Source organism: Microbacterium sp. MMO-35 (genome assembly GCF_037147555.1).
GTDB lineage: Bacteria > Actinomycetota > Actinomycetes > Actinomycetales > Microbacteriaceae > Microbacterium.
The window spans coordinates 1-20,580 of the sequence record NZ_JBBCVH010000002.1; the positions used below are offsets into that span (position 1 = coordinate 1).

The following is a 20,580-nucleotide window of genomic DNA, read 5'->3' on the forward strand; positions in this document are numbered from 1 at the left end:
CCCCGAAGGACCCAGCATCGAGAAGAACTCCCCCTCCGCGATCTCCAGATCCACACCATCCACAGCAGTCACAGACCCGAACGCACGCGTGAGTCCGGTCAATCTGATCGCGACGGGCTTGTCGGCCATCACATCTCCTTCGATGCGAGGACTAATCCTCTGTTAGTAGATGTTTGGAATCATATGGGAACAGAGGATTTTGTCAACCGGCGTGTTACCGTCGTCTCACAGCCCCGAGAGGAGAGCGGCGTGGCACAGGTGTCGGCAGGCGTGGATCCCGCGCGATCGGCCGTCTTCGCGCCCCTGTCCGACGTCGGCCGCGCGGAGATCGTGGAGCGCCGGCTGCAGGACGCGATCACCTCGGGAGTCCTGCACGACGGCGAGAGACTGCCCAGCGAATCGCAGCTGGGACGCCGGCTCGGCGTCGCCGTCGTCACCGCCCGGGAGGCGCTCGAAGCCCTGCGCGACGCCGGCCTCATCGAGACGCGGCGCGGCCGCGACGGCGGCAGCTTCGTCACCTTCGATCCCGACACCGCCCGCCGGTTCACCGACGAGCGCATCAGGGCGGTCAGCCGGGTCGAGCTGCGGGACGCGTCCACGCACTACGCGGCGATCGCCGGCATGGCCGCCGAACTCGCGGCCGATCGTGCCGGGGAGGACGACGTCCTGGGCCTGCGCGAGCTCGAGGAGCAGGAGGACCTCTCCACGGCGGGCGGGGCACGACGCGCCGTTGCGCGGTTCCAGCTCGAGATCGCGGCTCTCAGCCAGTCGCCGCGTCTCGTGCGCGAAGAGCTGCGCCTGCAGGCGGAGATCGGATCGCTGATCTGGCTGGGGCTGCGCGAGGACGACAACCGCAGGCGCAGCCGTGCCGCACGGCAGGCGCAGGTCGATGCGATCGGCGCCGCCGACACCGCGGGCGCGCGAGCGATCGCCGTCCGCCGCATCACGGGCGGTGTCGAGTGGCTGCTGGATGAGAAGTCCCGGCTGGAGACGGCCGCGGAGGCCGTCGCCTCCGCCCGGGCGTGAGATCGAACACACAGAAGGAGCGCGAGATGACCGGCACCGTCGCCGAGCATGACGCACGCATCGCCGAGCGCATCGAGGGCACGTTCGCGCCCCTCTTCGCCCTCGTCGAGGACTGGCGCACCGCGGTGCAGGACCAGTTCGGCGCCTTTTCCGCGCAGGGGGCCGCGCCGACCGCCGCCGTCCTGGACCCCGTCATGGAGGCGCTGGCGAGACCCGCCCTGGAGGCGCCGGGCGGGCTCGTCACCGGATCCGGTTTCGTCGCGACGCCGGGCGTCTTCGCCGACGCGCCCTGGCATCTCGCCTGGTGGCTGCGTGAGATCCACGGCCTGGACCGCGGCGACCGCGGCGGCGTACGCCGGCTGGAGGCCGTGAACGATCCCGAGTCGGACCAGTTCCGCGACTATCGGCAGCTCGAGTGGTGGAAGGTGCCGGAGCGCACGGGGGAGCGTCACGTCACCGGTCCCTACGTCGACTACCTGTGCACCGACGACTACACCGTGACCGTGACGACTCCGGTCGCGCACGAGGGACGGATGGTCGGTGTGGTCGGCATCGACGTGCACGTGTCGAGACTGGAACGCGTGGTCCTGCCGATCCTGCGCGAGGCGGAGGGCACCGGCACGATCGTGAACGCCGCGGGGCGCGTGGTCGCCTCGAGCGACTCGCATCGGGTGACGGGCTCGCTGCTGCGCGGGGAGGACGTGCAGGGCGCCCTCGCCGCTCTGCGCGAGGGCGCCGTGTCCGCGGCCGGCACCGAGGGCACGCGCGTCTCCCGCTGCGGCGACACCGCGCTGGTCCTCGTCCTGCAGACCTGAGGCACGCCGGGCGGGGGAGCGACAGCCCGCTGGCTAGACTGTCCTGGTGTCTGAAATCACCCCCGATCTCGTACGTCATCTCGGCGTGCTCGCGCGCATCCAGCTCTCCGACGACGAGGTGACGCAGCTGACCGGCCAGCTGGACGCCATCGTCGACAACATCGCGAAGGTCTCGGAGGTGGCGACCCCTGACGTCGCCGCGACGAGCCACCCGATCGCGATGCACAACGTCTTCCGCGAGGACGTCGTGGGTCAGACCCTCACCACCGCGCAGGCGCTGCAGAACGCGCCGGACGCCGATGGCGACCGCTTCCGCGTGACCGCGATCCTGGGAGAAGAGCAGTGAGCGAGATCATCCGCTGGACCGCCGCGGAGCTCGGCGCCAAGCTCGCCGCCGGAGAGGTGTCGAGCGTCGAGGCCACCCAGGCGCACCTGGACCGCATCGCCGCCGTCGACGGCGACGTGCACGCCTTCCTGCACGTCAACGAGCACGCGCTCGACGCGGCGGCCGAGATCGACCGCCGCCGCGCCGCGGGCGAGCAGCTCGGCGAACTGGCGGGCGTGCCGCTCGCCATCAAGGACGTGCTCGTCACGACCGACCAGCCGTCCACGAGCGGCTCCCGCATCCTCGAGGGTTACCGCTCGCCGTTCGACGCCACCGTCGTCGCACGGTCGCGCGCCGCGGGTCTCGTCGGCATCGGCAAGACCAACATGGACGAGTTCGCGATGGGATCCTCCACCGAGCACTCCGCGTACGGGCCCACGCACAACCCCTGGGACCTGGACCGGATCCCCGGCGGCTCCGGCGGCGGCTCGGCTGCGGCGGTCGCGGCCTTCGAGGCGCCGCTGGCCCTCGGCTCCGACACGGGCGGATCCATCCGTCAGCCCGCGCACGTGACCGGCACGGTCGGGATCAAGCCGACCTACGGCGGCGTCAGTCGCTACGGCGCCATCGCGCTCGCGTCGAGCCTCGACCAGGTCGGCCCCGTGAGCCGTACCGTCCTCGATGCCGGGCTCCTGCACGACGTCATCGGCGGTCACGACCCGAAGGACTCGACGTCGCTTCCGGAGGCCTGGCCGTCGTTCGCCGCGGCGGCGCGCGAGGGCGCGACCGGGCAGGTCCTCCAGGGGCTCAAGGTCGGCGTCATCAAGGAGCTGCCCGACTCCGGCTTCCAGTCGGGAGTCGCGAGCTCGTTCCACGCCGCTCTGAAGCTGATGGAGGCGCAGGGCGCGGAGATCGTCGAGATCTCGGCACCGCATTTCGAGTACGGCGTCGCCGCCTACTACCTCATCCTGCCCGCCGAGGCGTCGAGCAACCTCGCGAAGTTCGACTCGGTGCGCTTCGGCCTGCGCGTCACGCCCGACGGCGGCGGCACGGTCGAGGACGTCATGTCGCTCACCCGTGAGGTCGGCTTCGGTCCCGAGGTGAAGCGCCGCATCATCCTCGGCACCTACGCGCTGTCCGCCGGCTACTACGACGCCTACTACGGCAGCGCGCAGAAGGTCCGCACGCTCATCCAGCAGGACTTCGACGCCGCGTTCGCGCAGGTGGACGTCATCGCCACGCCGTCCGCGCCGACCACGGCGTTCAAGCTCGGCGAGAAGATCGGCGACCCGCTGCAGATGTACCTGAACGACCTCACGACGATCCCGGCGAACCTCGCCGGCGTGCCCGGGATCTCGATCCCGTCGGGCCTGGCCGAGGAGGACGGACTGCCCGTGGGCATCCAGTTCCTCGCCCCCGCCCGGGAGGACGCCCGCCTGTACCGGGTCGGCGCCGCACTGGAGACGCTGCTCGTCGACGCGTGGGGCGGGCCGCTGCTCGACCGCGCTCCGATCCTGGGAGGAACCCGCTGATGGCCGCCGTGAAGCTCATGGACTTCGACAAGGCGCTCGAGCTGTTCGAGCCCGTGCTCGGCTTCGAGGTCCACGTCGAGCTCAACACCGAGACCAAGATGTTCTCCGACGCCCCGAACCCGGCGAACGAGCGCAATCACGACGCGGAGCCCAACACCCTCATCGCGCCCGTGGACCTGGGCCTTCCCGGATCCCTCCCGGTCGTCAACGAGAAGGCCGTGCGCTCGTCGATCAGCCTGGGCCTCGCGCTCGGCTGCTCGATCGCGGAGTCCTGCCGGTTCGCGCGGAAGAACTACTTCTACCCCGACCTCGGCAAGAACTACCAGATCTCGCAGTACGACGAGCCGATCGCCTTCGAGGGGTCCGTCGAGGTCCAGCTCGAGGACGGCACACTCGTGACGATCCCGATCGAGCGCGCGCACATGGAGGAGGACGCCGGCAAGCTGACCCACATGGGCGGCGCGACCGGTCGCATCCAGGGCGCGGAGTACTCGCTCGTCGACTACAACCGCGCCGGCGTGCCGCTCGTCGAGATCGTCACCAAGCCGATCTTCGGCGCCGAGCACCGCGCCCCCGAGATCGCGAAGGCGTACGTCGCCGCGATCCGCGACATCGTGCGGGGACTCGGGATCTCCGAGGCGCGCCTGGAGCGCGGCAACCTGCGTTGCGACGCGAACGTCTCGCTGCGCCCCCGCGGCCAGGAGAAGCTCGGCACCCGCACCGAGACGAAGAACGTGAACTCGATGCGCTCCGTCGAGCGCGCGGTGCGGTACGAGATCCAGCGGCAGGCGGCGATCCTCGCCGACGGCGGCTCGATCACGCAGGAGACCCGGCACTGGCACGAGGACACCGGCACCACGTCGCCGGGCCGGCCCAAGTCGGACGCCGACGACTACCGCTACTTCCCGGAGCCGGATCTGCTCCCGGTGGAGCCCCCGCGCGAGCTGGTCGAGGAGCTGCGGGCCGCGCTGCCCGAGCAGCCGGTCGCCCGCCGCCGTCGGCTGAAGGCGGACTGGGGCTTCGGCGACATCGAGTTCCAGGGCGTCGTGAACGCCGGGCTGCTCGACGAGGTCGAGGCGACCATCGCCGCGGGCACGACGGCGGATGCCGCGCGGAAGTGGTGGACGGGGGAGATCAGCCGCATCGCGAACGAGCGCGAGGTCGACGCCGCGTCTCTCATCGCCCCGGCATCGGTCGCCGCGCTGCAGCAGCTCGTCGACGCCGGCACCCTCACAGACAAGCTCGCCCGTCAGGTGCTCGAGGGCGTCATCGCCGGAGAAGGCACCCCGCAGCAGGTCGTCGACGCCCGAGGGCTCGCGGTCGTCTCCGACGACGGCGCGCTCATCGCCGCGATCGACGAGGCACTGGCCGCCCAGCCCGACGTCCTGGCCAAGATCAAGGACGGCAAGGTGCAGGCCGCCGGAGCCGTGATCGGCGCCGTGATGAAGGCGATGAAGGGGCAGGCGGACGCCGCGCGCGTCCGCGAGCTCATCCTGGAGCGCGCCGCGCAGTGAGTCAGAGGCCGCCGGCGCGATGTCGGCGGCCTCGGCCAGAATGGTGTCATGGGCAGAGGAGATGGATCCGGACGGACCGTCTCGGCTCCCGGCGCGGACGACACCGGCACGGGCATCCTGCACGTCGACATGGACGCGTTCTACGCGGCGGTCGAGGTCCTGCATGATCCGAGCCTGCGCGGGCTTCCGCTGATCATCGGGTCGCCGGACGGGCGTTCCGTGGTGTCCAGCGCCTCGTACGAGGCACGGCGATACGGCGTCCGCTCGGCGATGCCGGTGTCGCAGGCGATCCGGCTGTGCCCTGCTGCGCGGATCGTGCCGCCCGACTTCACGAAGTACCGCGACGTCTCGCAGCAGGTCATGGCGATCTTCGAGCAGGTCACGCCGCTGGTCGAACCGCTCTCCATCGACGAGGCGTTCCTCGATGTCCGCGGCGTGCGGCGGCTCTGGGGCAGCCCGGGAGTCATCGGCGCGATGATCCGGAATCGGGTGCAGGCCGAGGTCGGGATCACCTGCAGCGTCGGAGTCGCGGCCACCAAGCACGTCGCCAAGATGGCCTCGACCCTGGCGAAGCCGGACGGTCTGCTCGTCGTCGCGGAGGCCGAGACGCTCGAGTTCCTCGCCGCCAAGCCCGTGCGGGCCATGTGGGGAGTGGGACCGAAGACAGCCGAGACGCTGGAGTCGCGGGGCATCCGCTTCATCCGCGACATCGTCGCGACGCCGATGCCCGCGCTCGAGCGCGCGGTCGGCCCCGCGCTGGCGCAGCGCCTGCACGACCTCGCCCGCGGGCAGGATCCGCGGGGGATCGAGACCAGCCGAGTGGAGAAGAGCGTCGGTCACGAGGAGACGTTCGACATCGACGTCACCGATCGGGAGGCGCTGCGCTCGGAACTGCTGCGGCTCGCCGACCGCGTCGCGGCCCGTCTGCGCCGGGCCGGCTGGGAGGCGGGCACCGTCGCCGTCAAGATCCGCTTCTCCGACTTCACCACGGTCAACCGCTCGCAGACGCTGCCCGAGGCGACGTCGGTGGGGCAGCGCATCGGCGAGGTCGCGCGCACCCTGTTCGACGCGATCGAACGCCGCGATCCGGTGCGGCTGGTCGGGGTGCGGGCCGAGCGGCTCTCCGGAGCCGGCGGGGCGCTCGGCCTCTGGGACGACGACGCCGACTGGCGACGCGTCGAGGATGCGCTGGACAGCGCGCAGGCGCGCTTCGGATCCGGCTCGGTCACGCGCGCCCGGCATCTGGGCGCCCGGCCCGGCCGCGGCTCTGCGCCGCATCCCCGCGCGCACGGTCTCGACTGACCCGGGGGAGATCCACCGGGCACGGTGGTCGGGGCCGCCGAGGTGGGCTAGCGTGGATGCATGCCGCACATCGCACTCGAGCTGGGAAAGAATTCCGCCTCCTTCGGCGTCAAGAGCGCCTACGGCGAGCCGCAGGAGGTCGACGGTGCACAGTTCACGCCGGTGGCGCTGACGTTCTCCGGCTTCGGCGGCGCCTCGGGCGGCGCGCAGGGCGCCGGCGAGGGAGAGGGCGGCGGCGGAGGCGGGATCGCGATCCCGCTCGGGGTGTACGTGCGCCGCGAGGAGGGGCTGCGGTTCGAGCCGAACATCGTCTCCCTGCTGGCCGTGGCGGTGCCCTTCGTCTGGGTCGCCGGTCGCGCGATCTCCCGCATCATCCGTGCCGTCAAGAAGCGATGACCCGGTCGCCCGCGCGCTCGGGCATGCGGTCGCCCGCGTAGCCGACGCGGTGCGCGCCGTGCAGGCGTCGAACCCCGTCGTCCTGATCGACGGTCGCAGCGGCGCCGGGAAGTCCACCCTGGCCCGCCTGGTTTCCGAGCAGTGGCCGCTGCAGACGGCACCGCAGCTGGTCGCACTGGATTCGATCTACCCCGGCTGGGACGGGATGGATGCCGGGGTGGAACGCGCCTACGAGCAGATCCTCCGGCCGCACGGGCGCGGCCTCGTCGGCACCTGGCAGCGCTACGACTGGGAGGCCGGCGAATACGCGGAGAGCTATGCCGTCGATCCGTCGCGCGGAGTGATCCTGGAGGGCTGCGGCGCGCTCGCACCCCGCACGGCGCGCGTCGCCGACGTGCGGGTGTGGGTCGAATCGCCCGAGTCCAGCCGAAAGCGCCGGGCGCTGGATCGGGACGGGGACACGTTCCGTCCGCACTGGGACCGGTGGGCGCTGCAGGAGGTCGTCCATCTGCGGCGGGACGATCCGATCGGTCACGCGACGCTGGTGGTCTCGATCCCGTAGCCGGCGCTCAGCCCGCGGACGGCGCGGCGTCGTCCTCCGCGTCCGCCGCCTCCACGAGCAGCTCCAGGCGATAGCCCAGCCACTCGTAGACGCCGAGCCGGGGATCGTCGGGGTCCGGCGTGGGCTCGTCCTCGATGCCGAGCTTCGTGGCGATCACGAGCCGCAGGGCGGCGAGAGTGCGCAGCCAGGGATCGACGTGGGCCACGGGGATGGTCAGCTGCCCGGAGACCGCGACATCGCCGTCGAGGACCGATTCGAGGTCGTCGCGCACGATCCGCGCCTCCGCCGCCCGTCGGTCCAGCAGATCGTCGCGGGTCGCCGCGGCGAACTCCGCGGAGGCCTCCGGGTCCTGAGGGTAGACGGCCGGGGTCAATCGGGCCAGCAGGTGCCCGTCCTGGTCCGCCTGGACGACGGACTCGGAGTCGCGCAGCAGGGAGACGAACTGGCCCACGAGGTCGGCGAGCTGGTGCACTTCGATCGCCTGCATCGGGACGCCGATGCCGGATCCGGGCACGGCGGTCACTCTCCGGCCCGACGCACGGTCGCCCAGAGCCCGTAGTCGTGCATCGCCTGCGCGTGCACCTCCATGGTCTCCCGCGGACCGGTGGCGACGATCGCATGCCCGTCGTTGTGCACGGCGAGCATGAGGCGGGTGGCGCGGTCCTTCGGATACCCGAAGTAGCTGCGGAACACCCGCACCACATAGCTCATCAGGTTGACCGGGTCATCCCACACGACGAGCTCCCAGGGCACGGCGGGAGCGGCCTGCAGATCGACCTGCTCCTCGACGTCCGGTGCGACCAGCGGCGCGCTCATGCCCAGCCCAGTTCGTGCAGCTGCTGGTCGTCGATGCCGTAATAGTGCGCGATCTCGTGCACCAGCGTGGTGTGCACCTCGTCGCGGAGCTCTCGTTCGTCGGCGCTCTGGGCGAGGTGCGGCTCCCGGTAGACGATGATCCGATCGGGCAGCTCGCCCATGCCGTAGTTGCCCCGTTCGGTGACGGCGAGTCCGTCGTACAGCCCGAGCAGATCGAGCGAGCCGTCCTCGGGACGGTCCTCCACGACGAAGACGAGGTTCTCGAGGCCGTCCACCATCTCGTCCGGGAGGCGGTCGAGCTCGTCTGCGACGAGGTTCTCGAAGGCCTCCGCGTCCATCGTCATGCCCCCGCGGACATCGATCGTCATGTGGACGCGGCGCCCCAGCTCGTCGAGGCCGAGACGGTGCTCCGCCGCTGCCAGCGCGCGGTAGAAGGGGTCGTCGGGCGGGTCCGTCTCGACGAAGCCGGCCGATGCGTAGAACGGCGCGTTCCAGGGCACCTCGGCGAACGTGCGCAGGGTGACGCTCGTGTGCCCGCGTTCCGCGGCCTCGTCGAGGGCGGCCTCCAGGAGCTCGCGTCCGTGCCCGCGTCGGGCGTGCGCGGGCAGCACGGAGAGCTGCTCCAGATGCGCGATGCCGTCCTCCTCGAGCACGTGCACGAACCCCACGGCGGGGCCGTGCTCCGCCTCGGAGACGACGAGGACGTAGCCGCGCTCGGCGGCACGGGCGGCGCCCGGCGGAGCCCCGTGGCCGAGTGCGGACCCGAAGCGCTCCGTGAAGAGCGCATCGGCCTCGTCCTCGATCCGCGCGAGCTCCGCGAGATCGGCGTCGGTCGCGGTGCGCACGAAGGAGGCCATATCTCGATGCTATCCGGGTCGGCGGGTCCGTTCGCCGAGCTCCGTCAGATCGTCCGGGTGTCCCGCGGGGCTCCCGCCGCGACGAGGATCTCCTCCTGCAGCCTCGCGAGCGCGAGGCGGCGGGCGCCGTCGAGCACGGGGCTCTCATCGAGGCGGGTGAGGAGCACGGCGGGCCGTGCGATCACGCTGTCGTGCAGGTGCCGTTCGACGAGGGCGCGGAGACGTTCGCCGCCGGCGACGGCCATGTCGCCGGCCAGCACCACCAGCTCGGGCGCGATGATGGCCACCACGGCGGACAGGCCGAGAGCGAGGCGCCGCGCGATCTCGTCGAGCACCGCCGTCGCCTCCGGCGCGTCGGAGGCGACGGCGGCTTCCAGGGCCGCGGCGGGGGAGGCCCCCTCGAAACCGTGGCGGGCCAGGAGCCGTCCGAGTGCCGGCGCGGCGGCCAGGGCCTGCATCCCGCTTGCGCCGTACTCGTTGACCTGCGGGGGGATCGGCGCGCCGGGGAGGGGGAGGTCCGCGATCTCGCCGGCGCCGCCCGCGAGTCCGCGATGAACGCGTCCGGCGAGCATGACGCCCATGCCGATGCCGTCGGAGACCCAGAGAACTGCGAACACGTCATGGCCCATCGCCGCGCCGTGCGCGTGCTCGGCGACCACGACGAGGTTCACATCGTTCTCGATGTCGACCGGGGCGCCGAGGCGCTCCTCGAGCGAGGCGATCAGGCCTTCGCGCTGCCAACCCGGCAGATGCGCCGCGAAGCGGACCCGGTCCGCACGCGGGTCGGTCGCGCCCTGGATGCCGATGACGACCCTGCGCAGACCCGAGGAGGGGATCCCCGCCGACGCGCACGCCCCCTCGAGGAGCTCCTGCACCCGTTCGACCGGGTCGGGGGCGGTCGCAGCCGTGCTCTGCTCGCCTTCGGGGGTCGACAGCGTGAAGGAGCCGACGACGGTCCCGGTGAGGTCCACGACGACGGCCGAGATGCGCTCCGGTGTGACGTCGACGGCGGCGGCGTGGCCGGCCCGGCCGTCGATGCGGAAGACCTCGGCGGCTCGCCCGATCGCTCCGTCGCGGCTTCCGTCGCTGCGGACGAGGCCGTCGTCGAGCAGCTGAGCGAGCAGGTGCGACGAGGTGGGCTTGGAGACGGCGAGCAGACGCGCGATCTCAGGCCGGGTGAGCGGACCCTGATCCAGCAGGAGCCGCAGTGCCGCGCGCGCGTTGATCGAGCGGACGACGCTGGTTCCGGTCGGGCGTTCTGGCACGGGATCCTCTGGTTCGGTCGGGGGCCTTCCGAATGCTATCGAGCGAAAGGCGTTGCGCCGACCAGGAGGCTCCGGTATAACTCTTCGTAAACAAGGTTTCCTAAAAGGGAAACCGCTTTCACCGGAGGAATCATGCGTCAACGTCGACCGATGATCGCGCTCGTGGCAGCGGCGATCATCATCCCGCTCAGCGGTGTCATGTCTGCGACGGCTCAGGCCGCCACCCCCACCAGCCTTCGCGACCCCGTCAAACGCGAGATCGCGCAGGAGATCGTGACCAGCGCCGAGAACTCGGCTCTGGACTGGTACAACCGCTACTCGTACATCGAGGACATCAAGGACGACCGCGGCTACACCGGCGGGATCATCGGCTTCACCTCGGGGACGCACGACATGCTCGTGCTGGTGCAGCAGTACACGGACAAGTACCCCGGCAATCCCCTGGCCAAGTGGATCCCGAAGCTGAAGCAGGTCGACGGGACCAAGAACACCGGCCCGCTGGGGTCGGCGTATGTGAAGGACTGGGAGGCCGAGGGCAAGAAGCCGGAGTTCCAGCGCGCGCAGCGGGACCTGACGCGCTCGATGTACTTCGACCCGTCCATGGATCTGGCGACCTCGGACAAGCTCGGCGCCCTGGGGCAGTTCGCGTACTACGACGCGGCGGTCGTGCACGGCTTCGACGGCATGGAGGACATCCGCAAGGCCGCGCTCAAGAAGGCGAAGACCCCGGCCCAGGGCGGCAACGAGACGACCTATCTCAACGCCTTCCTGGACGAGCGCGTGAAGGAGATGAAGAAGGAGGCGGCGCACGAGGACGTCAGCAGGATCGAGAAGGCGCAGCGCGTCTGGCTGAAGGCGGGGAACCTGAACCTCGACACTCCCTTGAAGTGGTCCGTATACGGCGATCCCTACTCCATCGCGAGCGACCCGACTCCGCACTGGCCGGCGAGCGAGCTGGGCGGGACGGACTCCACGCCGAGCCCTTCGCCCACGCCCACGCCTACTCCGACGCCGACCCCGTCTCCCACGACGACTCCGAACCCGGGTGCGGTGCTCATCTCCCAGGGGCGGCCCGTCACGGCATCGTCGGTCGAGAGCACGACCTATGCGGCGAAGCTGGCCGTCGACGGCGACGCGAAGAGCCGCTGGGCGAGCAAAGAAGGGTCCGATCCGCAGTGGATCCAGGTGGACCTCGGCACCGGCGCGACCGTCTCGGCGGTGACCCTGAGCTGGGAGGCCGCGTATGCGAAGAAGTACCGGGTGGAGATCTCCGCCGACGGCAGCAACTGGAGCACCCTCGCGACCGAGAACGCCGGTGACGGAGGCAGCGACCAGATCGCGGGGCTGAGCGGCGCCGGCCGGTACCTGCGCGTCTACGGCACCGCCCGCGGCACGGCCTACGGCTACTCGCTCTACGAGCTTCAGGTGTACGGCACCGCAGGCACCCCCGGCGGAGGCAACCCCGATCCGGGATCCGGCGCCTTCACCGTGGTCGCCGCCGGCGATATCGCCGGTCAGTGCGCCAAGGCCGCGTCAGACTGCAACCATTTCGCGACGGCGGCCCTGGCGCAGTCCATCGATCCGGCCTTCTACATCACGCTCGGAGACAACCAGTACGACGACGCGCACGCGTCCGATTTCGCGAGCTACTACGACAAGTCCTGGGGTCGCTTCAAGGACAAGACGTATCCCATCCCGGGCAACCACGAGAAGTACGACCGGGACTACGACGAGCACACCGATCGCGGCGATGAGAAGGCCTACCGCGACTACTTCGGATCCCGGGCGACGCCTCAGGGCAAGACCTGGTACAGCTTCGACCGTGGGAACTGGCACTTCATCGCGCTGAACTCGAACCGGTGGTTCGACGCCGAGCAGATGTCGTGGCTCGACGCCGATCTGGCGGCGAACACCAAGCCGTGCACCGTCGCGTACTACCACGAGCCGCTGTTCACCACGGGAGAGCACGGAAACACGCTCTCGAGCAAGCCCGCGTGGAGCAAGCTCGAGGCGGCCGGCGCCGAACTGATCCTCAACGGCCACGACCACGACTACGAGCGCTTCGCTCCGCAGACGGCAACGGGTGCGGCATCGGCGACGGGGCCGGTGGAGATCATCGCCGGACTCGGCGGGGTGAACCAGCGCGACCTCAACGACACCCCGCAGAAGAACAGCGTGAAGCGCATCAACGACACCTACGGCGTGCTCCGGCTCGATCTCACCGACACCACGTTCACCACGAAGTTCGTCTCGATCGACGGCACCGTGCGCGACACGAGCCCGACGTACACCTGCCACTGACATGTATCTCGCCGGCAGCAAAGCGCGGCAGGACGCCGGCGACCAGGCGGCTCCCACCTCGGTGGGCCGTCGGGTCGCCGGTGCCGGAACCACCGCGATCGCTCTCGGATCGGTGAGCCTGCTCACCGATCTGTCCTCGGAGATGGTGACCGCGGTCCTGCCGCTGTACCTCGTCGTCGGGCTCGGGATGAGCCCGCTCCAGTTCGGGCTCCTCGACGGGCTCTACAACGGCGTGACCGCCTTCGTGCGTCTGCTCGGCGGGCATGTCGCGGACCGCTGGTCCCGGCACAAGCTCGTGGCGGGGATCGGCTACGCGCTGTCCGCCGTCTGCAAACCGCTCCTGCTCCTCGCGGGCGCGAACACCACGGCGCTGTCGGCGACGCTGGCCGTGGACCGGATCGGGAAGGGGATCCGGACCGCACCCCGCGATGCGCTGATCTCCCTGTCGGTCGACGATGCGCACCAGGGGCGGGCGTTCGGGGTGCACCGCGCGATGGACACCGCGGGGGCTCTGGCCGGCCCGCTGGTCGCGTTCCTGCTGCTCTGGCTCGTAGCCGACGCCTTCGACGCCGTGTTCATGGTGAGCTTCTGCGTCGCGTCGCTCGGGGTGCTCGTGCTGATCGCGTTCGTGCCCGGACGCACGGCGCCGGCGACGACGGAACCCCGACCGACTCTGCGCCGGACGGTGGGCATCGTCCGCGGTCCGCGATTCCGGCGGCTGCTGATCGCCGCGACCCTGCTCGGACTCGTCACGATCGGCGACGGCTTCCTGTACCTCGGCGTGCAGGACCGGGTGCACATCGACACCGCGTTCTTCCCGCTGCTTCCGCTCGGCAGCGCTGCGGTCTACCTGCTCCTCGCTGTGCCGTTCGGGCGCTGGGCGGATCGGATCGGGCGCCGCGTGCCGTTCCTGCTGGGCAATGTCGCGCTGCTCGGCGCCTATCTGGTTCCGCTGCTGCCGCTCGCGCCCGTCGTGCTGATCCCGGCCGTGCTGGGTCTTCTGGGCGTCTTCTACGCCGCGACGGACGGTGTGCTGATGGCCCTCGCCGGTCCGTTGATCCCGCGGTCGAACCGGGCGGGCGGGATGGCACTGCTGCAGACGGGGCAGGCGGCGGGGCGGCTGCTCGCCGCGGTGCTGTTCGGGGCGGCGTGGACGCTCTGGGGCGCGGCGCCGGCGTTCGGCGGCGCCGCGTGCGCGCTCCTGGCCGCGGTCGTCGTGGCGGTGGTGCTGATCCGTCCCGAAAGTCGCGGATCTTCGGCATCCGACTCGCTCGAGGACGTGTCGTGACGCGACCGTCGGGACTGTCCCGCTCTGCACGGATCCTCGTCGGGGTGACGGCGGTGGCGCTCGTCGCGCTCGGCATCGGCTACACCGCCTCGGCAGTGGGACGATCTCCGGCCGGAGCGCACGCGCAAGGGCATGCGACGCCGGCGACGCATCCCGGCCTGTACATCCGAGACGGGGACGGCGCGATCGTCGTGCAGGACCGGGGTTCCTCGGGCGGGACCAGAACCGGGACGGGGTTCGCCTGTCAGCGGTTCTACGCGGCGGGCGGGACCGCCGTGTGCCTGAAACCGCGCACGGCGGTCACGCCGATGAGCACGGCGCTCATCCTGGACGATCGCCTGCGCGTGCAGAAGGAGTTCGACTTCGGGGGCGTCCCCAATCGGGCGAGGGTCTCCGCGTCCGGCCGGATGGTCTCCTGGACCGTGTTCGTGACCGGGGACGACTACGCGACGACGGACTTCTCCACCCGGACGGGCTTCTACGACCGCGAGGACGACTTCCTCGTCAAGTCGATGGAGGATGTGGGACTCTACATCGACGGTCAGTTGCGCGATCCGGCGGATGTGAACTACTGGGGCCTGTCCTTCGCCAAGGACGACAACACGTTCTACGTGACGGTGTCGACCGGTGGCACGACGTATCTCGGCAAGGGGGATCTGGCGACCTGGACCGTCCGCACGCTGCGCACCAACGCGGAGTGTCCATCGCTGTCGCCGGATGAGACGCGCATCGTCTTCAAGAAACGGGTGCGTCCTGGCGCGGATGCCCCCTGGCGGCTCTCTGTGCTCGACCTGTCGACGATGAAGGAGACGCCCCTGGCGGAGACGCGGAGCGTCGACGACCAGGCGGCATGGGTCGACGATCAGACGGTGTCCTATGCGGTCGACGGCGGTGTCTGGGAGGTCCCCGCAAGCGGAGCCGGCGCGCCCCGCTCGGTCGCGCCCGGGGCGTCGTCGCCCAGCCTCGTCCGCTGAGGGCCGGGCGCCCGGCGTCTTGGACCGGTGAGAATCGCACGTCTTGGACCTTCTCGATGAGCCAAGCGACATCCATGCTGAGCGGATGGACGCGAGCTTCCTCGTCACATCGATCGTGATCACGGCGACCCCCGGCACCGGTGCCCTCTTCACCATCTCCGCGGGGCTGTCCCGGGGCGCACGGGCGGGGATCGTCGCGGCCCTGGGCTGCACCCTGGGCATCGTTCCCCACCTGCTGCTGGCGCTGACCGGCGCGGCGGCGGTCGTCGCAGCGAATCCGCCGCTGTTCGAGGCGCTGCGCTGGGTGGGCGTCGCCTATCTGCTCTACCTGGCCTGGGGGATGTGGCGGGATGAGCGGGGGTTCGCCGAGGACGATGCGGACACGCGGAGTCGTGCAGCGGGCACGACCGCGCGCGTGATCCGCGACGCCGTGCTCGTCAACCTGCTGAACCCGAAACTCACGATGTTCTTCTTCCTGTTCCTGCCGATGTTCGTGGACGCCGCGGCGCCCGGGGCGGTGGCACGGATGGCCGGCCTCGGCGCGGTGTTCATGATCGTCACGTTCGTGATCTTCGCCGGCTACGGTGCCGGTGCCGCGGGACTCCGGGGTGTCGTCCTCGCCAGGCCGGGAGTCGACCGTCTGCTCGGCCGCGGTTTCGCCCTGACGTTCGCGGTGCTCGCCCTGATCCTCGCGTTCACTCCGCACCAGGGCTGAGCCGGCCGCGGAGGACGGCTCAGATCAGCCGGCCGAGGGCGGCGATGGCCGCCTCGAGTCGTGCGGGGGAATGCGGGCCGTAGCCGATCACCACGCCGGGATCGCCGGGGGAGAACCGGTAGGCGGAGAGCGGTGCGACGCGGATGCCCGCGGCCGCGGCGCGCTCGGCGAGGGCGGTGTCGTCGACGTGTCGGGGCAGGAGCACCAGCAGATGCAGACCCGCGGCGATGCCTTCGATCCGTGCATCGGGAAGATGCGCGCGGACGGCGGCGACGGCGGCGTTGCGGCGCTCCCTGTGCCGCAGGCGCAGCCGGCGGACCTGCCGCTCCAGCGCGCCGGTGCGGATGAGTTCGGCGAGGGCGAGCTGAGGCAGGGCGGGGGAGCCGAGGTCCGTCGCCCAGCGCTTGCGCACGAGGTCGTCGTGCCAGTGCTCCGGCGCGACCATCCAGCCGATCCGCAGGGCCGGAGCGAGCACCTTGGAGAGGCTGGAGACGTGCAGGATCCTGTCCGGGGCGCTGGCATGGAGGGCACGGACGGGAGCACGGTCGTAGCGGTACTCGGAGTCGTAGTCGTCCTCGATGATGAGTCCGTCGGACTGTTCGGCCCAGGCGACGAGCTCTCGACGTCGTGCGGGCGAGAGCAGGGCTCCCGTGGGGAACTGATGCGCCGGCGTCGTGAGCACGGCGCGCGCGCCGGTCGCGGTGAGCGCCTCGACGTCGATTCCGTCGGCGTCCACGGGCACGGGCAGGAGCGAGTCCAGCCAGTAGTCGAGGATCCGCCGGTTGCCGTCCGCGCTCGGATCCTCGATCGCGCACGCGGTGAGGCCGCGATCACGCATGACCTGGGCGGTCAGGCTGAGCGCGCCGGTGACCCCGGCCGTCACGATGATCCGCTCGGGAGGGACCACCACTCCGCGGCTGCGCGCGAGCCATCCGGAAAGCGCGATCCGCAGTGCGCCCACCCCCTGCGGATCCGCATACCCGAGCTCGCGAGAGGTCGCCGCCGAGAGCACGCGCCGCTCCGCGCGCAGCCAGGCGGCGCGCGGGAAGGCGCTCAGATCGGGTGCGCCCACCGAGAGATGCAGCGTCTCGGGGCGGGCAACGGCGGCGTCGGTGGCCGGGCCGGGAGGTGTCGCGGGCGGCACCGTCTCGGCGACCCTCGTTCCCGCGGCTCCCTCGGCGAGGAGGAGACCCTCCTCGGCGAGGCGTCGGTATGCCTCGACCACGACGCCGCGCGAGAAGGCGAGCTCGGCGGCGAGCTCGCGGCTCGGCGGCACGCGCGCACCCGCGCCGAGGGCGCCGTCGGCGATCGCCGTGCGCAGCTGGGCGGCGAGCCAGGTCGTCCGCTCTCGCGGGGGCGCCGCAGCGGGGTCGAGGTGGAGGAAATCGGATCCGGTCATCTGCCACGGATCCTAGCCGGAGAAGGAGAGGAGGCCCGGATCCGATCGGATCCGGGCCTCCTCCTGAGGGTGGCTAACGGGGCTTGAACCCGCGACCCCCGCGACCACAACGCGGTGCTCTACCAACTGAGCTATAGCCACCATGTGCCTGCCGGAGCGGGCAACCTCACCAGTGTATTACAGGTTCGAGGCGAACTTTGACACGACGGCGTCCGAGGTGCTCTGAGCCTCGTCGCTGGAGGGTCCGGGCTGCTCCACGAACACCGCGCGGCGGTAGTACTCGAGCTCACGGATCGACTCCAGGATGTCGGCGAGGGCGCGGTGTCCGCCGTCCTTCGAGGGAGCGTGGAAGAAGACCCGGGGGAACCAGCGGCGCGACAGCTCCTTGATGCTGGAGACGTCGACGTTGCGGTAGTGCAGGTACTGATCGACGTCGGGCATGTACTTGGCCAGGAACATGCGGTCGGTGCCGATCGTGTTCCCGGCCAGGGGAGCCTTGCGCTCCTGCGGCACGAAGCGCCGGATGTATTCGAGGGTCTGCGCCTGCGCCTCGGCGAGGGTCAGGCCCTGGGGGATCTCCTCGAAGAGGCCGGAAGTCCGATGCATGTTCGTGACGAAGTCGTTCATCTGGCCGAGCGCGGCGTCGCTGGCGCGGATGACCACGTGGAACCCCGGATCCAGCAGGCGCAGTTCGAAGTCGGTGATCACGACGGCGATCTCGACGAGTTCGTCGATCTCGAGATCGAGCCCCGTCATCTCGCAGTCGATCCAGACGAGTCGATCGTTCTCGGACGAAGAAACCATGCCGCCATCCTACTGAGCGCCGCCGACGCGCTAGCCTGGAGGGGCGCCTCCGTAGCTCAGCGGAAGAGCAGCGGCCTTCTAATCCGCTGGTCGCAGGTTCGAATCCTGCCGGGGGCACTCCTTCGGACTCGGACCGCTCAGGCCGCCGCGCGGCGGCCGATCCGTGCCGCGATCACGTCGACGATGAGCCAGCGCACGGCTGCGGCGGTGCTGAGCGACCAGATCACGGAGGCGAGAACGTCGGTCGGGAAATGCAGCCCGTCGCTCACGACCGCGAGACCGATGACGACGGTGGCGACGACCCCCAGGATCACCGGCAGCCAGGCGAAGCGGGTGCCGCGCAGCAGGAACCAGAAGGCGACCGCGAGCGCGACGACGTACGCGGTGTGGCCGCTGGGGAAGGACCCGTCGGTCTGCAGCGGGGAGAACGGGTGGGCGAGCAGCGCCGCGTCGGGGCGGGGGCGGTCGACGAGGATCTTGATCGCGGCGACGGGCAGCCAGGTGAATGCGACGAGGAGGCCGAAGAGGATCGCGGTGCGCAGCGAGCGGGATCCCGCCCAGACCGCGGCTGCGATGACGAGGGTGATCGCGACGGCAGGAACCGGTTCGATGCCGCGATAGACCGCGCTGCCGAGCGCGCCCCACCATCCGGTGTGCGTCTGATTGAGGGCGACCACCAGCGCTTGATCCGCCTGGGTCGTCTTCATCGCGAACCCGAGGGCCACGACCACGAGGGCCCCGACCACGGCCGTCGCGACGGCGATGAGGGGCCGGGTGGTCGCGCGCTCGATTCCGGTGAGCGGGCGGGGTCGTGCATTGCGCACCTCGGCCATGTCGTGTCCTCTTCCTGACGGCAGGTTCCTTGCGGCGACGCGGGCGCCGCGGACGGCGCATGCGGATCGACGCGCCGAGGATCCATGCTCGCCGAGCCAGGCTAAGGATTGGCCAAGAAATGCGCGGCGGGGCAGCGGTGCGCTCCGCCGCGGGTGCCGCAGCGCGGGTGCCTCGGACGGATGCGAGGCGTGCCCCGAGGGTCAGAACCGCAGGGCGGCGACCGCGTCGTCGGCGCTCCAGAAGTCTCCGACGATGCGGAACAGGCCCGAGGGGAGATGAAGGCGCTCAGCCCGATAGCGGAGTCCGAGGTCGTGCGGAACGATGCGCAGGTGGCCCCGGATGGCTCCTCGGGCGTCGAGCACGCGCCACAGTCGCTCGCCCGCGGGCTGAAGCGTCTCGACGGCTCGGCTGAGGACCGGGGTCGCCCAGCGGATGGTGGGGGCGGGCGTGATGTCGATGGTCATGGTTCCTCCTTCACCTTCGAACATAAGGACGGCCACCGACATTCGGCCCGCCTCTCCGGGCCGCCCTGCGCGCGCGGCTTCCCGGAGTCCCTACACTGTGCTGGTGACCGTGACCGTCTGGCTCTCCCTGGTGGTGGCGTGCGTGGTGATCAGCCTCACGCCGGGCGCCGGTGCGATCAACACCATGACCAACTCGCTGAACGAGGGGTGGCGTCGCTCGATCTGGGGGATCGTCGGGCAGCAGCTCGCGCTCGTGGTGCACGTCGCGATCGTCGCTGCGGGGGTCGGCCTCCTCGTCGCCCGCGTGCCCTGGCTGTTCGAGACCGTGCGGTACCTCGGGGCCGCCTATCTCGTCTATCTCGGGATCCGGCTCATCGTCGCGCGCGTCCCCGACCCCGCAGAGGAGCAGGCCGTCGAGCGGTCGCCCGAGGGGCGCTGGCCGATGCTGCGCCGTGGCTTCTGGGTCAACCTGCTCAATCCGAAGGCCATCGTGTTCTTCCTCGCCTTCGTCCCCCAGTTCATCCGGCTCGACCGTGATCCGTGGCCGCAGTATCTGATCCTCATTGGGACGACCGTGGTCATCGACGTCGTGGTGATGTGGTTCGTCTTCGCCGCGACGGCGCAGAGCTTCCGCCGGCTCACCTCCAGCCGGCGCGGCCAGCGCACGCTCAACACCGTCTTCGGCGCCCTGTTCATCGCCGTGGCCGCCTTGCTGCTGTTCGTGCACTGACCCCACCGGACGGAGGGCGTCCGGGCCTTCCCTGCACAGCCGGGGTCCGCGACCGGTTCTGCACCGATCCGGACGACAGCGCGTCGAGCGCACCCCCGTCGCGGCACCATCTCTCCAGAAGCGGAGCCGAGGGCGGCTCCGTGCGAACAGCGAGGAGAGCAGACATGGCCGACAGCATCACCGTCCTGGGCAACATCGCCACGGTGCCGGAGCCGGGCCGCACGACGTCAGGATTGCCGACCCTCGGGTTCCGCATGGCGACGAACCACCGGCGCCAGGACGGCACAGGCGCCTGGGTCGACGTGACCACGAACTGGTTCGAGGTCAGGGCATACCGAGCTCTCGCGGAGAACGCAGCCGCGTCGCTGTCGAAGGGGGACGCCGTCATCGTCACCGGGCGGCTGCGGCTGCGCGAATGGGAGGGCAAGGAGGGTCGGCGGGGGATGAGCGTCGAGATCGACGCCGACAGCATCGGCCCCGACCTGCGCCGCGGGCGCAGCGTGTTCCACAGGATCGCGCACACCGCGGCGACGGCGCCGGCGGACACCGCGGCCGCCGAACCTCCGACGGGCGAGATCGGAGAAGCGGCGGACGACGGCTGGGCGGCACCGGGTGCGGACCGGACCCCCTTCTGAGCGCGTGCGCTCGCGAGAATCGGGCC

At 70.8% G+C, this 20,580-nt stretch carries 22 protein-coding genes, 2 tRNA genes and 1 pseudogene; 15 read left to right on the plus strand and 10 right to left on the minus strand.

What is annotated here, in order from left to right; all coding sequences use genetic code 11:
* Positions 1-249 precede the first annotated feature (249 nt).
* Genes WFJ01_RS03265 through WFJ01_RS03300 form a run of 8 tightly spaced genes read left to right on the plus strand, consistent with a single transcriptional unit; the run spans position 250 to position 7,472 of the window.
* A complete protein-coding gene (locus tag WFJ01_RS03265; RefSeq protein ID WP_251439402.1) occupies positions 250-1,026 on the plus strand; it encodes a FadR/GntR family transcriptional regulator in 777 nt (258 codons plus the stop codon).
* Between the two features lie 26 nt (positions 1,027-1,052).
* A complete protein-coding gene (locus WFJ01_RS03270) occupies positions 1,053-1,841 on the plus strand; it encodes a PDC sensor domain-containing protein (protein WP_336628197.1) in 789 nt (262 codons plus the stop codon).
* 46 nt (positions 1,842-1,887) lie between these two features.
* Positions 1,888-2,187: an Asp-tRNA(Asn)/Glu-tRNA(Gln) amidotransferase subunit GatC gene (gene gatC / locus WFJ01_RS03275; RefSeq protein WP_251439404.1), complete on the plus strand. Its 300-nt coding sequence runs from the start codon at positions 1,888-1,890 to the stop codon at positions 2,185-2,187.
* Complete coding sequence (gatA, locus tag WFJ01_RS03280) at positions 2,184-3,698, plus strand: Asp-tRNA(Asn)/Glu-tRNA(Gln) amidotransferase subunit GatA (RefSeq protein ID WP_336628198.1); 1,515 nt, start codon at positions 2,184-2,186, stop codon at positions 3,696-3,698. The genes gatC and gatA overlap by 4 nt, the downstream gene beginning before the upstream one ends.
* On the plus strand, positions 3,698-5,212 hold the full coding sequence (gatB, locus tag WFJ01_RS03285; protein WP_336628199.1) for an Asp-tRNA(Asn)/Glu-tRNA(Gln) amidotransferase subunit GatB: 1,515 nt from the start codon (positions 3,698-3,700) through the stop codon (positions 5,210-5,212). The genes gatA and gatB overlap by 1 nt, the downstream gene beginning before the upstream one ends.
* 48 nt (positions 5,213-5,260) lie before the next feature.
* Positions 5,261-6,514 carry a DNA polymerase IV gene (gene dinB / locus WFJ01_RS03290; RefSeq protein ID WP_336628200.1) on the plus strand — a complete coding sequence of 418 codons (1,254 nt, stop codon included), beginning with the start codon at positions 5,261-5,263 and terminating at the stop codon, positions 6,512-6,514.
* Positions 6,515-6,574: 60 nt separating this feature from the next.
* Positions 6,575-6,910 (plus strand): hypothetical protein, encoded by a 336-nt coding sequence (locus WFJ01_RS03295; RefSeq protein ID WP_251439416.1) that lies wholly within the window; start codon positions 6,575-6,577, stop codon positions 6,908-6,910.
* Positions 6,891-7,472: a hypothetical protein gene (locus tag WFJ01_RS03300; protein ID WP_336628201.1), complete on the plus strand. Its 582-nt coding sequence runs from the start codon at positions 6,891-6,893 to the stop codon at positions 7,470-7,472. Before WFJ01_RS03295 ends, WFJ01_RS03300 begins: the two co-directional genes overlap by 20 nt.
* A 7-nt stretch (positions 7,473-7,479) precedes the next feature.
* Here WFJ01_RS03300 and WFJ01_RS03305 read toward each other — a convergent pair whose 3' ends face one another.
* From WFJ01_RS03305 to WFJ01_RS03325, 5 genes and pseudogenes are all read right to left on the minus strand, one after another.
* A complete protein-coding gene (locus WFJ01_RS03305) occupies positions 7,480-7,986 on the minus strand; it encodes a DUF2017 family protein (RefSeq protein ID WP_336628202.1) in 507 nt (168 codons plus the stop codon).
* A 5-nt stretch (positions 7,987-7,991) separates the two neighbouring features.
* On the minus strand, positions 7,992-8,288 hold the full coding sequence (gene clpS / locus WFJ01_RS03310; protein WP_251439421.1) for an ATP-dependent Clp protease adapter ClpS: 297 nt from the start codon (positions 8,286-8,288) through the stop codon (positions 7,992-7,994).
* Positions 8,285-8,632, minus strand: coding sequence for a metallopeptidase family protein (locus WFJ01_RS03315; RefSeq protein ID WP_251442298.1), 348 nt, complete (start codon positions 8,630-8,632; stop codon positions 8,285-8,287). The genes clpS and WFJ01_RS03315 overlap by 4 nt, the downstream gene beginning before the upstream one ends.
* 111 nt (positions 8,633-8,743) lie before the next feature.
* Positions 8,744-9,145 (minus strand): annotated as a pseudogene (locus WFJ01_RS03320) (GNAT family N-acetyltransferase); the annotation flags it as partial.
* 44 nt (positions 9,146-9,189) lie between these two features.
* Positions 9,190-10,410 carry an ROK family transcriptional regulator gene (locus WFJ01_RS03325; protein WP_251439423.1) on the minus strand — a complete coding sequence of 407 codons (1,221 nt, stop codon included), beginning with the start codon at positions 10,408-10,410 and terminating at the stop codon, positions 9,190-9,192.
* A gap of 150 nt (positions 10,411-10,560) precedes the next feature.
* Between WFJ01_RS03325 and WFJ01_RS03330 the strand changes: the two genes are divergently transcribed.
* From WFJ01_RS03330 to WFJ01_RS03345, 4 genes are all read left to right on the plus strand, one after another.
* Positions 10,561-12,711 carry a chitosanase gene (locus WFJ01_RS03330; RefSeq protein WP_336628203.1) on the plus strand — a complete coding sequence of 717 codons (2,151 nt, stop codon included), beginning with the start codon at positions 10,561-10,563 and terminating at the stop codon, positions 12,709-12,711.
* Position 12,712: 1 nt separating this feature from the next.
* Positions 12,713-13,999 carry an MFS transporter gene (locus WFJ01_RS03335; protein ID WP_336628204.1) on the plus strand — a complete coding sequence of 429 codons (1,287 nt, stop codon included), beginning with the start codon at positions 12,713-12,715 and terminating at the stop codon, positions 13,997-13,999.
* The gene (locus tag WFJ01_RS03340) at positions 13,996-14,973 is read left to right on the plus strand and encodes a hypothetical protein (protein ID WP_336628205.1); all 978 of its coding nucleotides are present in this window, start codon (positions 13,996-13,998) and stop codon (positions 14,971-14,973) included. Before WFJ01_RS03335 ends, WFJ01_RS03340 begins: the two co-directional genes overlap by 4 nt.
* Positions 14,974-15,058: 85 nt before the next feature.
* On the plus strand, positions 15,059-15,688 hold the full coding sequence (locus tag WFJ01_RS03345; protein WP_251439430.1) for a LysE family translocator: 630 nt from the start codon (positions 15,059-15,061) through the stop codon (positions 15,686-15,688).
* A 19-nt stretch (positions 15,689-15,707) separates the two neighbouring features.
* Here WFJ01_RS03345 and pdxR read toward each other — a convergent pair whose 3' ends face one another.
* The 3 genes from pdxR to orn all read right to left on the minus strand — a co-directional run bounded on the left by pdxR (position 15,708) and on the right by orn (position 17,891).
* Positions 15,708-17,087: a MocR-like pyridoxine biosynthesis transcription factor PdxR gene (gene pdxR / locus WFJ01_RS03350; RefSeq protein ID WP_336628206.1), complete on the minus strand. Its 1,380-nt coding sequence runs from the start codon at positions 17,085-17,087 to the stop codon at positions 15,708-15,710.
* Between the two features lie 68 nt (positions 17,088-17,155).
* Positions 17,156-17,228 (minus strand) — tRNA-His (locus tag WFJ01_RS03355).
* A 36-nt stretch (positions 17,229-17,264) separates the two neighbouring features.
* Entirely contained in the window at positions 17,265-17,891 is a 627-nt protein-coding gene (gene orn / locus WFJ01_RS03360; RefSeq protein WP_251439434.1) for an oligoribonuclease, read from the minus strand.
* A 45-nt stretch (positions 17,892-17,936) separates the two neighbouring features.
* Between orn and WFJ01_RS03365 the strand changes: the two genes are divergently transcribed.
* Positions 17,937-18,008: transfer RNA gene (locus WFJ01_RS03365), tRNA-Arg, on the plus strand.
* Between the two features lie 20 nt (positions 18,009-18,028).
* Here the strand turns inward: WFJ01_RS03365 and WFJ01_RS03370 are convergent.
* Entirely contained in the window at positions 18,029-18,724 is a 696-nt protein-coding gene (locus WFJ01_RS03370; protein WP_295033861.1) for a phosphatase PAP2 family protein, read from the minus strand.
* Between the two features lie 201 nt (positions 18,725-18,925).
* A complete protein-coding gene (locus WFJ01_RS03375; RefSeq protein WP_251439437.1) occupies positions 18,926-19,189 on the minus strand; it encodes a hypothetical protein in 264 nt (87 codons plus the stop codon).
* Positions 19,190-19,292: 103 nt separating this feature from the next.
* Here WFJ01_RS03375 and WFJ01_RS03380 point away from each other — a divergent pair, with 103 nt between their 5' ends.
* Together WFJ01_RS03380 and WFJ01_RS03385 are read left to right on the plus strand one after the other, a co-directional pair.
* Positions 19,293-19,919, plus strand: coding sequence for a LysE family transporter (locus WFJ01_RS03380; RefSeq protein WP_336628207.1), 627 nt, complete (start codon positions 19,293-19,295; stop codon positions 19,917-19,919).
* A 164-nt stretch (positions 19,920-20,083) separates the two neighbouring features.
* The gene (locus WFJ01_RS03385) at positions 20,084-20,554 is read left to right on the plus strand and encodes a single-stranded DNA-binding protein (protein ID WP_336628208.1); all 471 of its coding nucleotides are present in this window, start codon (positions 20,084-20,086) and stop codon (positions 20,552-20,554) included.
* Positions 20,555-20,580: the final 26 nt, after the last annotated feature.

Coding starts and splice junctions, on each gene's coding strand:
- WFJ01_RS03270 (WP_336628197.1), top strand. CDS start 1,053: ATGACCGGCACCGTCGCCGAGCATGACGCACGCATCGCCGAGCGCATC.
- gatB (WP_336628199.1), top strand. CDS start 3,698: ATGGCCGCCGTGAAGCTCATGGACTTCGACAAGGCGCTCGAGCTGTTC.
- dinB (WP_336628200.1), top strand. CDS start 5,261: ATGGGCAGAGGAGATGGATCCGGACGGACCGTCTCGGCTCCCGGCGCG.
- WFJ01_RS03295 (WP_251439416.1), top strand. CDS start 6,575: ATGCCGCACATCGCACTCGAGCTGGGAAAGAATTCCGCCTCCTTCGGC.
- clpS (WP_251439421.1), bottom strand. CDS start 8,288: ATGAGCGCGCCGCTGGTCGCACCGGACGTCGAGGAGCAGGTCGATCTG.
- WFJ01_RS03315 (WP_251442298.1), bottom strand. CDS start 8,632: ATGACGATGGACGCGGAGGCCTTCGAGAACCTCGTCGCAGACGAGCTC.
- WFJ01_RS03330 (WP_336628203.1), top strand. CDS start 10,561: ATGATCGCGCTCGTGGCAGCGGCGATCATCATCCCGCTCAGCGGTGTC.
- WFJ01_RS03335 (WP_336628204.1), top strand. CDS start 12,713: ATGTATCTCGCCGGCAGCAAAGCGCGGCAGGACGCCGGCGACCAGGCG.
- WFJ01_RS03345 (WP_251439430.1), top strand. CDS start 15,059: ATGGACGCGAGCTTCCTCGTCACATCGATCGTGATCACGGCGACCCCC.
- pdxR (WP_336628206.1), bottom strand. CDS start 17,087: ATGACCGGATCCGATTTCCTCCACCTCGACCCCGCTGCGGCGCCCCCG.
- orn (WP_251439434.1), bottom strand. CDS start 17,891: ATGGTTTCTTCGTCCGAGAACGATCGACTCGTCTGGATCGACTGCGAG.
- WFJ01_RS03370 (WP_295033861.1), bottom strand. CDS start 18,724: ATGGCCGAGGTGCGCAATGCACGACCCCGCCCGCTCACCGGAATCGAG.
- WFJ01_RS03375 (WP_251439437.1), bottom strand. CDS start 19,189: ATGACCATCGACATCACGCCCGCCCCCACCATCCGCTGGGCGACCCCG.
- WFJ01_RS03385 (WP_336628208.1), top strand. CDS start 20,084: ATGGCCGACAGCATCACCGTCCTGGGCAACATCGCCACGGTGCCGGAG.